Annotated in this window: 13 protein-coding genes and 1 other RNA gene; 6 read left to right on the top strand and 8 right to left on the bottom strand. The window is 34.7% G+C overall.

The window, feature by feature from the left end; all coding sequences use genetic code 11:
• Positions 1-35: 35 nt before the first annotated feature.
• The 4 genes from rpsU to AC23MB_RS02950 all read right to left on the bottom strand — a co-directional run bounded on the left by rpsU (position 36) and on the right by AC23MB_RS02950 (position 4,101).
• The gene (gene rpsU, locus AC23MB_RS02965) at positions 36-233 is read right to left on the bottom strand and encodes a 30S ribosomal protein S21 (protein ID WP_079667281.1); all 198 of its coding nucleotides are present in this window, start codon (positions 231-233) and stop codon (positions 36-38) included.
• Positions 234-537: 304 nt separating this feature from the next.
• Positions 538-1,521 (bottom strand): pyruvate dehydrogenase complex E1 component subunit beta, encoded by a 984-nt coding sequence (locus AC23MB_RS02960; protein ID WP_409508543.1) that lies wholly within the window; start codon positions 1,519-1,521, stop codon positions 538-540.
• 110 nt (positions 1,522-1,631) lie between these two features.
• Positions 1,632-2,051: a DUF2147 domain-containing protein gene (locus tag AC23MB_RS02955; RefSeq protein WP_409508544.1), complete on the bottom strand. Its 420-nt coding sequence runs from the start codon at positions 2,049-2,051 to the stop codon at positions 1,632-1,634.
• Positions 2,052-2,181: 130 nt separating this feature from the next.
• Entirely contained in the window at positions 2,182-4,101 is a 1,920-nt protein-coding gene (locus AC23MB_RS02950) for an LTA synthase family protein (protein WP_487786482.1), read from the bottom strand.
• A 99-nt stretch (positions 4,102-4,200) separates the two neighbouring features.
• Between AC23MB_RS02950 and AC23MB_RS02945 the strand changes: the two genes are divergently transcribed.
• The 4 genes from AC23MB_RS02945 (at position 4,201) to AC23MB_RS02930 (ending at position 7,000) form a co-directional block, all read left to right on the top strand.
• Entirely contained in the window at positions 4,201-4,935 is a 735-nt protein-coding gene (locus AC23MB_RS02945) for a CDP-alcohol phosphatidyltransferase family protein (protein WP_487786481.1), read from the top strand.
• Between the two features lie 82 nt (positions 4,936-5,017).
• Positions 5,018-5,782 (top strand): 3'-5' exonuclease, encoded by a 765-nt coding sequence (locus AC23MB_RS02940; RefSeq protein ID WP_079667276.1) that lies wholly within the window; start codon positions 5,018-5,020, stop codon positions 5,780-5,782.
• Between the two features lie 38 nt (positions 5,783-5,820).
• Positions 5,821-6,429, top strand: coding sequence for a fumarylacetoacetate hydrolase family protein (locus AC23MB_RS02935; protein ID WP_431412942.1), 609 nt, complete (start codon positions 5,821-5,823; stop codon positions 6,427-6,429).
• Positions 6,430-6,556: 127 nt separating this feature from the next.
• Positions 6,557-7,000: a universal stress protein gene (locus tag AC23MB_RS02930; protein WP_409508549.1), complete on the top strand. Its 444-nt coding sequence runs from the start codon at positions 6,557-6,559 to the stop codon at positions 6,998-7,000.
• A 72-nt stretch (positions 7,001-7,072) separates the two neighbouring features.
• Here AC23MB_RS02930 and AC23MB_RS02925 read toward each other — a convergent pair whose 3' ends face one another.
• Positions 7,073-7,306: a hypothetical protein gene (locus AC23MB_RS02925; protein WP_079667273.1), complete on the bottom strand. Its 234-nt coding sequence runs from the start codon at positions 7,304-7,306 to the stop codon at positions 7,073-7,075.
• A 43-nt stretch (positions 7,307-7,349) separates the two neighbouring features.
• Between AC23MB_RS02925 and AC23MB_RS02920 the strand changes: the two genes are divergently transcribed.
• On the top strand, positions 7,350-8,258 hold the full coding sequence (locus AC23MB_RS02920; RefSeq protein WP_487786480.1) for a DUF6427 family protein: 909 nt from the start codon (positions 7,350-7,352) through the stop codon (positions 8,256-8,258).
• A gap of 2 nt (positions 8,259-8,260) precedes the next feature.
• Positions 8,261-8,842, top strand: a complete 582-nt coding sequence (locus AC23MB_RS02915; protein WP_374328978.1) for a DUF3109 family protein — start codon at positions 8,261-8,263, stop codon at positions 8,840-8,842.
• A 10-nt stretch (positions 8,843-8,852) separates the two neighbouring features.
• Here the strand turns inward: AC23MB_RS02915 and rnpB are convergent.
• From rnpB to AC23MB_RS02900, 3 genes are all read right to left on the bottom strand, one after another.
• Positions 8,853-9,159: RNase P RNA component class A (rnpB, locus tag AC23MB_RS02910), an RNA gene on the bottom strand.
• 46 nt (positions 9,160-9,205) lie between these two features.
• Positions 9,206-9,721 carry a hypothetical protein gene (locus tag AC23MB_RS02905; protein WP_487786479.1) on the bottom strand — a complete coding sequence of 172 codons (516 nt, stop codon included), beginning with the start codon at positions 9,719-9,721 and terminating at the stop codon, positions 9,206-9,208.
• Between the two features lie 89 nt (positions 9,722-9,810).
• Positions 9,811-12,102 (bottom strand): TonB-dependent siderophore receptor, encoded by a 2,292-nt coding sequence (locus tag AC23MB_RS02900; protein ID WP_487786478.1) that lies wholly within the window; start codon positions 12,100-12,102, stop codon positions 9,811-9,813.
• Positions 12,103-12,142: the final 40 nt, after the last annotated feature.

Raw genomic sequence — 12,142 nt, 5'->3', positions numbered from 1 at the left:
TTTGAGAGTGATTGTATGATTAGCGAAAAAGAATATTAAGCTTGTTCTTCTTTGCTTTGTAGTCTTTGTTTATGAGCTGCTTTTGCTAAAGCTTGTCTGTTAGTTACAGAAGGCTTGATAAATTGTTGTCTTGCTCTTAGTTTACGAACAACACCTGTTTTATCAAATTTTCTTTTGTACTTTTTTAAAGCTCTGTCGATAGACTCTCCGTCTTTTACTGGAATTATTAACATATTTTACATCTCATTTTGAGTTGCAAAAATAGAACTATTTTTCGAATCTACAAATTTTATTTTATTTTTTTGAATAAATTTTAATAAAACCACGGATCTCGCGTGAGCGATGTTAGCGAAAATCCTTTGGCTTGGCGCGAGGCGGCGGAGCGTAGCGGAGCTGTCCGAGCGCCAAGCCAAAGATTGTAGCGGACGTAGCGACCCCAGCGAGGAACTGACGGTGCGCAGCGAAGCAAGCACCAAATGTTACCGAGCGAAGGGACACGCCATAAAAAAACTCCCAACAGCATCGGGAGTTACTTGTTTATGCTTTGATGTACATTGCTTTTTTGATTTCAGCTTTTATAGTTTCCAATTTCGGGAACCATTCTGCAAATAATGCCGCTGAATATGGTGCTGGCGCATCTGGCGTCGTAATTCTCTTAATTGGCGCATCCAAATAATCGAAAGCTTTCTGCTGGACCATATATGTGATTTCTGAAGCAACTGACCCAAATGGCCATGCTTCTTCTAAAATCACCAATCTGTTTGTTTTTTTAACAGATGCTAAAACAGTGTCGTAATCTAGTGGTCTAACTGTTCTAAGGTCGATAACCTCTACCGAAATCCCTTCTTTTTCTAAATCTGCTGCTGCCTGCATCGCCAATTTCATGATTTTACCGAAAGAAACTAAAGTTACATCTTTACCTTCTTTTTTGATATCGGCCTTCCCAATTGGGATGTAATATTCTTCTTCTGGAATTTCCATTTTGTCGCCATACATTTGCTCTGACTCCATGAAAATAACTGGATCGTTATCCTGAATTGCTGTTTTCAAAAGTCCTTTCGCATCGTAAGGGTTAGATGGTACAATTACCTTAAGTCCTGGACAGTTAGCATACCAACTTTCGAAAGCTTGTGAGTGCGTCGCGCCCAACTGACCTGCCGAAGCTGTTGGCCCACGGAAAACGATTGGCACATTCCACTGTCCACCGCTCATCTGAAACATTTTTGCAGCGTTGTTGATGATCTGGTCAATAGCAACCATCGAGAAGTTGAAGGTCATGAATTCTACGATTGGGCGATTCCCATTCATAGCTGATCCAACAGCAATACCAGAAAAACCTAGTTCTGCGATTGGCGCATCGATAATTCTTTTAGCTCCAAATTCGTCCAACATACCTTTAGAAGCTTTGTAAGCTCCGTTATATTCTGCAACCTCCTCTCCTACTAAGTATATGGATTCGTCCTTGCGCATCTCCTCGCTCATAGCTTGAGCAATGACTTCACGAAAAGTATATTCTTTCATTTATTGAAAAATTTTAGACTACAAAAGTAAGATTTTTTTATTATTTGCATAGCATAAAAAAGCAAGCTCCTGAGAACTTGCTTTTTTTTGATCTTAAATCTTAAGTAATATTAGTCTACTTTTTGCCAAGTTTGGGTTCTTCCGATAAGAGAGATCCCCATGTAACCTCTTACATTAAGCTTGTCTCCATCTTTAGTAACTGTACACTTGTAAGTTTTTCCATTTTTAGGGTCGGTGATTGTCCCTCCAGTAAATTCGTTACCGTCTTTTGATAGTCCACGGATAACTTCCATACCCAAAATTGGTTTTCCTTTGCGGTCATCTTTACAACCTGTGCAATTAGGATCTGTTGGCTTAATTAACAATTGAGCTACTTTTCCGTAATATTTACCATCTGATTTTTTAAAAATCTCAACATAAGATTTAGCTTTTCCTGTTTCGTCATCGATGGTTTTCCATTTTCCTTCGATTTGCGCGAAAGACATAGCACTAATGAATATTGTTGCAAAGGCAAGCATGTATTTTTTCATAATTTTAAATTTATTAACAATGTTATGATATAAAGAAGTTGTTAAAGTTAAATTAACATTCGATAAAAATAAATAAATATTCTATACCAACAAGTATTTTTTAATTAATGATCAAAAAAATAATATGCATCTAATACAATTTTTTATTAATCACTCGATTCATATAATCTTGATACCAAGCTTTTACTTTCATCATATCCAATTCTTGTTGCTTAGATTTTGCTTTGTTAATTTGATTATTGGTCAATCCTAAATCCGTCTTATCGTAAATCCCAGTTACTTCTTTACCATTAAAAGTATAAATAAAATCTCCAATTATCATTTGTTCTTGGATAGAATCAGAATTTACAATAATGCTCGGTTCGTTTTTATCAGATACCAAACTTCTCCCCCAGCTTCGGATTGTTTTATTATAACCCATCAAATCTGCTAAAGTTGGATAAATGTCAATCTGTTGGACAAAATCTTTATTAACGCCTTGAAGATTATATTTCGGATTTGGTGAATAAAACAACAACGGAATTGCAAAGCGATTCATTGTTTTTTGATATTCTGGATAATGGACCATATTGGTATGATCTGCTGTAATCACAAAAATAGTGTTTTGATACCAAGGTTTTTTAGAAGCGGTTTCAAAGAATTTTTTTAGAGACATGTCCGTGTATTGGATTGGCTCATGTATCGCCAAAGGTCCCTTTCTAAATTTCCCTTTATAGTGTTCAGGAATCTTAAAAGGATCATGCGAAGATGCTGTAAAAATTGTCGACAAAAAAGGTTGATGAGACCCTATATTATTGGCAAAATACTGAAAAAACGGTTCATCCCAAATTGACCAAATCCCATCAAAATCTTTATCATTATTATATTCGTCTTTTCCGAAATAATGTTTAAAACCTAAAATATTTCCGAATCCTAAAAAGCCCATCGAGCCATTGGGTGCTCCGTGATAAAAACTTGTGTCGTAACCCAAGTCATTAGCGACAGAAACAATCGACTGAATTTTTTGATTAGAATATGGCGACGACGTAAAAGCATCCGTCAAACTCGGAATCCCCGCCAACACAGAACTCATCCCATGAATCGACTGGCGACCATTAGCAAAGGCATTAGTAAAAATCAAACTATGCTGTGCCAAACTGTCTACAAAAGGCGTATACGACACATAATCTTTAATATTTGTTTCTTTATTAAATGCGCCAGAATATTCTTTCCCGAAACTTTCAACAATAAAAATAACAACATTAGGTCGCGATTCAACATGTCGTTTATAGTTTTTGTACGGCTGAATTTCCTTTTCAATAAAGACATCATCAACGAAATGAACAATTTTAAAACTATTCGTATTGATTGTTCTAAAAAACGAAAAAACACTGTTAAGAACAACATTGGCTAAGGTTGGATTCTTGACATACTTATTTGCGTCCACCAAATTAATCGGTCGCGTGCTATGTCTAAAATCACCGCGAATACCACCTACGACCAAAACTGCAGTTCCGCACAATATCAAAATACTCGACACAAAATATACCACTAGATTATGTGGTTTGCGATATTGGACTTTAACGCGTCTATATAAAAAGATCCAAAGCGCCATACATAACACAAAACTTATCAAAACCATCGGATTCTGAATCGTTGAATTCAAAAAAACCTGGGTTAAATTACTTTCGTGCTCAACTACAGAAAGCACCGAAGAGGTTAAACGTGACTGACTAAATCTGAAATAAACGAAATCTCCAAAATTGAAAGAAAACGCAATCCCATTTGTGATAAAATACCACCAAAATAAAAACTTCTGATATCCCGCTTTTGAATTAACAATTATTGGAATTAAACTCAACAATATAAACACCGAATTGACATACAAAATCGCGGTCGTATCGAAGGCTGTCCCGTGATAAGCAATATTAAAATAATCACCAATGCTATTGATTTTTAGCAAGTCTCGGTTAAAAAACCAAAACAAAAATCTCGCAATTTGATAAAAAAAGTAAACCAAAAAAAGGCGATACATCAGGATTAAAAACTCCTGCCATCTTATTTCTTTCATCTTGCAAAAATACATTTTTTACATGTTCAGTAAGTATTTCCTGACTTTTCTTCTTACAAATTGTCATTGCCCAATATCAATATTTTGTACTTTTGCGCTATGAACTTCATTAAAAATAACCTTGCCAACGCCTTTACGCTTGGCAACTTGTTCTCTGGCTGCGTCGGGATCATCCATTTGTTGAACAACGACTACCAGACGACTGCGCTCTGCATTATAATTTCGTTGGTATTGGATTTCTTCGATGGTTTTGTTGCACGAGCGCTTAAATCTAATAGCGATCTTGGCGTCCAGTTGGATTCTTTGGCCGATATGGTAAGTTTCGGATTTTTGCCAGGCGTTGTTCTTTACAAGTTTTTGGAAACTTATGGCAATACTGCTTTTGGAATCGATTTCCCTTTTGAATTAAAATACTTAGGCTTTTTTGTAACGCTTTTCTCTTGTTTGCGATTGGCTATTTTCAATCTGGACGAAGACCAAAAATATTATTTCAAAGGTCTTAATACGCCAACTAATACCGTTTTTCTTTTTGGATTATATTATATCGCTCAACAACATTCGACCTCAGGATTTTTTAACGTAGAACAATTAAAAAATCTGCTATCACCAGCAGTTTTATTAATATTGACGACACTTTGTAGTTGGCTTTTGATAAGTCCAATTAAGATGATTTCGATGAAATTTAAATCGATGAAACTAGAAGACAATTATCCAAAAGTTGCATTATTAATTGGTGGTATTATTTTATTAATAGTTTTAGGCGTTAATGCAATTCCGCTTTTGGTTGTGTATTATATTTTGATTTCTTTAGTATTTCAGAAACAGCTTAAATAGTTAAATTAAATTTGAGATTTGAAGTTCAACATTTGACATTCATAAATCTCAATAAAAAATTGTAAATCTTAAATAAACAAAAATGAATTTAAAACTGCATAAACCGCTTTGTGTTTTCGATCTCGAAACAACAGGCACCAACGTATCGACAGACAGAATTGTAGAAATTTCGATTCTAAAAGTTAATCCCGACGCATCCAAAGAAACCAAAACTTGGCTTGTAAATCCCGGCATGCCGATTCCAGAACCTGCGAGTTTGGTACACGGCATCTACGACAAAGACGTGATGAATGCGCCAATCTTTAAAGATATTGCACCCAAAGTTTTAGAAATGATAAAAGATTCAGACTTGGGAGGCTTCAACTCTAATCGTTTTGACATTCCTGTTTTGGCGGAAGAATTATTACGTGCTGGGATGGATTTCGATTTAACAAAACATAAATTTGTTGATGCACAAACGATTTTTTTCAAAAAAGAACCTCGTAATCTTGGCGCTGCTTATCAATTCTATTGTGGAAAAACCTTAGAAAATGCCCATTCTGCTGAGGCTGATACTTTAGCAACTTTTGAAGTTTTGGATGCGCAAATTGGTAAATACGATGATCTTCCGAATGATATTTTAGGTCTAAGTGAATATTCTTATCATCAAAAAAACGCAGATTTAGCAGGTTTTATCGGTTTTAATGACAAGAATGAAGAAATTTTTAACTTCGGAAAATACAAAGGACAAACGGTGAAAAGTGTTTTCCAAAAAGATCACGGTTATTATGGATGGCTGCAAAATGCTGACTTCCCATTGTACACCAAGAAAATATGGACGAAAATTCAATTAATGAGCAAGTTTTAATCTTGCTTTTTTATTTTAATTAAACTTAAAATTAAGACATGAAAATTATTTGCATAGGTCGAAACTATTCCGAACACGCTAAAGAACTTGGCAATGAAGTGCCAGAAAATCCTGTAATTTTTATTAAACCAGATACGGCAGTTCTGAAAAAAGATTCCGATTTCTACATTCCCGAATTTAGTAACGACATGCATTATGAATTGGAAGTTGTTGTTAAAATATCAAAAGGCGGCAAATACATTCAAAAGGAAAATGCAAGTAAACATTATGAAGAAGTAGGCTTGGGCATTGACTTCACAGCACGCGATTTACAAAGCGAACTAAAAGCAAAAGGCCTTCCTTGGGAACTTGCCAAAGGATTTGATGGTTCTGCTGTCGTTACAGATTTCGTTAATAAAAGCAATTATGATTTAGCATCATTAAATTTTTCTTTAACAAAAAACGGCGAAAAAGTCCAAAACGGAAATACAAAGGAGATGATTTTTGATATCGATAGTATTATCGCTTTTGCGTCACAATATTTCACGTTAAGAGTTGGTGATTTAATCTTTACAGGAACGCCAAAAGGTGTCGGCAAAGTAGAAGAAAATGATATTCTAGAGGGATTTTTGGAGGACAAGAAACTTTTATCATTACGCATTCAGTAGAACTTTAATTTAAAATTCTTATCTTTATAGAAGAGTAAAAGATGGATTTAAAATTAATATTATTGAATTATTAATTTCGAATTAGCATCCTATCTTTAAGATAATCATTAACCTGAAAATTATAGTCATGAAAAATATTATCCTTCCCATTGACTTTTCTGATAGCACAGAAAAACTTATAGATTATGCCATTTCTTTCGCAAAAGATGTTAATGCCAAAATCCACCTCATCCATGTAAGTCCGACTGACATTGGATTTGTAATAAGCGATATGGGTTACCAATACTTTCCAGAAGTTGAGGAAAACGAGTTAAAATATGAACTGAAAGAACTCAATAGACTCGAGCAATATATTATTGCTCACGATGTTGACGCATCGCACATCCTGAAACAAGGCAACGCATCGGAAGTGATAATGGATTATGTTACTGAAAAAACTGGCGATTATATCGTAATGGGATCACACGGCAGAAGCGGAATCTACGATGTTTTTGTTGGATCACTAACTAAAGATTTAACTAAAAATGCTAACGTCCCAGTTGTTGTAGTCCCTTGTAGAAAAGAAAAATAAGATCATTATCTTTTAATAAAATAAAGCCCACATTATGATAATGTGGGCTTATATTTAATATAATCAATTTATTTAACCTTCGTTCTTGTAAAGTTTTGGATCGTAGTAAGGGAATTTACCTTCTGTTTCAGAATGATACTCTTTATCCTTATCACCACCTAAAGTAACTACCAAAATATAGCACCAATAAATGAAAAATCCAGATGCTACGATAAATAGTACCCAGTTTAGGAAATTACCTGCAAAATCAAAGAACCCAAAAGTCCACTTGAAAACACTACCTAAGAATAACCAGAAAGATGTCATTGCTCTTCTTTTTTTAAATTAACTTTGCACAAATTTATAAAAAATGTTTCGATTACTTTCTAAAGAAAGCAATATTTTTTCAATTCCTGTTTACATTGGTTTTTTATCGCTGATCATCATTGCATTTAACGCGATGGATATCAACAGGTTGGATGCGGTATCAGCGGTTATCACTTTCGCTGGGATTTCGTTGGGATATTTTTTGTTTAATAAGCTCGATCTGACTTATCAAACGCATTTGCCGTTGTTTTTATACACATTTTTTGTATTTGCATTCTATCCAGGCGACCTTAGCATCGGTCTAGCAATCACCTTGTTAATTAACTCTTTTTTGCTTTTAATCTTGACCTCAACTAGCGACAAGCTCCGCAAAGGTTCATATCTTTTAGTAGGTGCATTATTATGCCTTAATTATCTTTTTCTGCCGATATTTTGGCCGATGATATTTTTTGTTATTATCCATGTTTTTGTAACATCGGGAAAAGCTCTTGCTAACCTATTTAGATTAATTTTCGGTGCACTATTGGTTTTAATCGCTTATTTCAGCATGATGTATTGGATTGATTACAGAAGTTGGGATCCTGATTATTTCCCTTTTACAAAAGAGTTTAAACTTGTTGATAAATTCACGAATTTGCTATTTATAAGCCCGATAATACTTATGGTAATCTATGGTATTATGGACCATTTTAAACATTTTAATGAAAAAAGTCCCACCAGTAAATACAAATACACATTTTTACTACTTTTTTCTTTAGCATTATTAATATCCGTAATTTTGTACATGGGAACTAATTACAAAATGCTTTTGGTTTTAGCACTTCCCGTGACAATTATCCTAAGCCGAATGTTAAAATTTCTTCCCAAATATTGGATGCAAGAAGTTGGCGTTTGGTTAATTTTGGTGTCATTATTTATTTTTAAAATAGCACCATTTATATTTCATATTTAGACATGATTCAGTTAGAAGATAAATTAATTTCTGAAGATATTTTTTCTGAAGAATTTGTATGTAACCTTTCCAAATGTAAAGGTGCATGTTGTGTAGATGGCGATACAGGCGCGCCTTTGGACGAAGACGAACTTCCGATCCTAAAAGAGATTTTCCCAAAAATAAAACCTTATCTAAGACCCGAAGGCATCAAAGCGATTGAAGAACAAGGTACGCATGTTATCGATAGCGAAGGCGATTTAGTAACAACTTTGGTCAACAATTCGGAGTGCGCTTATGTTATTTTTGACGAAAAAGGTTGGACAAAATGCGGTATCGAAAAAGCTTATGAAGACGGTGTTATCGACTGGAAAAAACCAATCTCTTGCCACCTTTACCCAATACGTGTAACCAATTACAGAACCTTCACAGCGCTTAACTACCACGAATGGCCAATTTGTGATGATGCTTGTACGCTTGGGAAAGAATTAAAAGTAAAAATCTATCAATTCTTAAAAGAGCCTTTAACAAGAAAATACGGCGCTGAATTCTATCAAGATCTAAGCAATGCTGCCGAAGAATGGGAAAGAGAATATAATTTCTAGGAATTTTTAAAATAAAAGAAGTGCTATAAGCCGGATTCTGTGCCCTCCTAGGAGGGCGCTTGTTATTTATCTGATTTGCAAATTGCTTTGCAACTTTAGCTGCTTACCCCTCGCCAACGACCGAGCCGACCTTAACTGGCGATATACTTAGCATTGCACCACATAGAGTTTACCTGGTTTCACTACAGCCGAACTGTACTTGCTTTCTGTTGCACTTGTCCTACGCTCACGCGTGACGGATGTTATCCGCTATGTTGCTCTTTGGTGTCCGGACTTTCCTACCTTCTCGAGAGAAAATCAACAAGCCGCACTTCTTTTATGCTGCAAAATTATCGTTTTCTGAAACAAGTTCAGATATTTTTTTTAAATAAATAGCATCGCTAAAGCTAATACCAAACCAATTGCAGTGAAAATAATCCCACGTTTGAAAGCTTTGGTCTTAGGATTAAACATCCAAAAACTCGAAATTACAAAGAAGAACAATGAAATTCCAAAGAAAGTATTGAGCGGCGACAATGTATCTTTGGATTGCGACTTGTGCAGTTTTGTCATTTTATCTAAAACGAAAGGCAATTCTTTTTTAGAATATTTAGCTTCACCCGTTGCGATATTATAAGTCCCTTGTTTGAAGTACATCATGCCGTTTTCAGTCTTATCAACTTCAAAACCTTTGATTTTTATTACTTTACCAAGTGCTTTTTCATCAAGATTAGCCTCGAATTTCTTTTCGTATTTAACTTCTTTTTTAAGAAAATCGGTATCGCGATAGACCAACAAAATCCCGCTAATGGCATACACCGTCATTATTCCTGCTAAAAAATAGCCCAAATAACGGTGTACAATTCTCATGAAGGTTTTGGTGTTTTTAATCTTATCCATTCTGTATTTATTTTTTTATTTGAAAACCCAAAAAGTGGAAGCTAATAAGCCTCCACTTTTTGATATGAAAAATTTAATTCTAGTAAATATTATAATTTGTATGTCAAAGTAACATAATAATTTCTAGGTGCAATAGGATTAACCGAATAATTCTCATGAACATTGTAATTAACCACATCGAACAGGTTGTTAACTTTCGCTTGGATCATGAATTTCTTCCACTCATAACCAGCAGAGAAAGATACTGTTGTGTAATCTTTAAGATCCATCATTCGAGAAACATCTTTTCTATTAACAGTTGTAGATTTAGAATCATTCCATCCAGCAATACGATCACCGATGTAATAAGCTCCAGCACCTAATCTAAGTCCTTTTAGCGTATTTTCGAATTTATAAAATACTGACAAATTAGCTGTTGTTGCAGGCGTTCTTACCAATCTTTGGTTTTCAACATATCCTTTTTCCGGTGTGTCTAGATACACAGAGTTGTTATAAGAAAAACCTCCAATAATAGATAAGTTTTGTGTAGGATTACCAGTAATATCTAACTCCACTCCACGGCTTCTCATTTTACCAGCTTCTTCTTTTAATAGTGAATCTGCGGCATTTTGAGCAGGAGTTGCAGGCTTGCTAGGATTTAAAAACCAGAATGTTTGGTAATAATTATTATAATTAATTTGGTATAAACTTAAATTAATAGCAACAGCATTGTTCCAGAAATTCTTTTTAGCACCAATCTCATATTGATCTACAGTTGTCGGTTTGATAGCTTGTTTTGGAAGTTTATTCAATGCTATATTTATATCGTCTGCACTTTGAGAAAAATCAACAGTATTGATTTGATCTGACGTATAACCAGCATTAGTTGCAAACGAATTGGTATAAGTTGCGAAAACAGACAAATCATCATTTGGCATATACACAATACCTAATTTTGGAGAAAATGCTTGATCTGAAGTTGACGAATTTTTAGTAAAAGTCTTTGTACCGCTTGCAAATACAGTGTTAATAGTCGGCATATTCTCAATATATGACCATCTTAGACCTGCAATAACTTTCCATTGGTTAGTAAGACTAATAAAATCCTGAACATATGCACCAACGCGTCTAGTTCTTGATCTATTGTTTTGATTAAGCGTCGCTGTTGGCTTATCAATATCTGTATTACCCCATGTTGATGCATCATCTAAATAAAGAATTCTGTTAGGCGTATTTGTTAAATTGTAAGTGTAAGAATCTGCTTGATTATAATCTGCATCAGCACCAATTAACACTTTGTGTCCAATACTTCCGGTATTAAATTCACCATTAATATTAGCTTGCACAGAACCATAATTTTGCTCAGCATAAGTTTTATTAAATGGCATTTTCCAAGATAATCTAGTAGCTGCATCTGATGCATAGCTCCATGCTACTCTTTCTGTTGAGAAGTAATCTTTTGTATAGTTTTGATAAGTACCAATAACATTTAAAGTCCACTTTTCGCTTAACTGATGATTAAATGTAACATTGGTTGATGTTTGTTGTACATTTTGATACTGCCAATCAGTACCGAAAAAAGTATTTCTTGGTATCCAATCGATCAATTTGTATCCACCATTTCTTTCTGTAATCGATCCAATTCCGAAGTCTGGCGTAGAATCGTTTTTAAGATAATCAGCTTCAACAATTAATTGTGATCTTTCTCCTAAATTAAATATAAACGACGGGTTGAAATAAAATTTTTCTGAATGAACAACATCACGGAAACTATCTGCATACTCGTAAGCACCATTCACACGAAAAGCAACATTCTTAGACAAAGGTCCATAAACATCGATAGTTGGCTTATAGCTATTCCAACTTCCAACGCTTGCCGAAGCACTTCCTCCGAAATGGAAACGAGGTTTTTTTGTAATTAAGTTAATAACACCTCCAGCAGCCGTGTTACCAAACATCATTGCATTAGCACCTTTCAGCACCTCAACTCTTTCTAGACCGCTAACCTCTGGGAAAACACCACTATTCATTCTACCTCCATTTTTGAAGATATTATCATTTCCTAATTGGAAACCACGACCTCCAAAACTGTCTTGCGAATTACCACGAGAAGAAGTAATATATACACCGTTAACGTTTTGCAAAACATCGCTTAACTGCTTAGACTGTTGCTGCTCAATAATCTCGTGCGTTACAATCGCTACGGGTTGAGGCGTTTCCATCATAGTCAAGTTAGACTTCGACGACAAAGGTTTTGCTTTGTTAGGATTACCAGTTTTATGAAGAAGCACGTCTTCAATCTGTTGAATCTTCACTGTATCACTTACCGCTTCATATTTCATTTGACTGAAAACCAATCCTGAAATTGCGATTAAACCGAGGCTAAATATTTTCTTGTTCACGTTATATTTATTTAGAAAGATTTAAAATAACGATGCGAAT

This window comes from Soonwooa sp. T0.1_25, assembly GCF_057652215.1.
The sequence above is the reverse complement of the archived record's forward strand: the minus strand, read 5'-3'. Positions and strand labels throughout refer to the sequence as shown.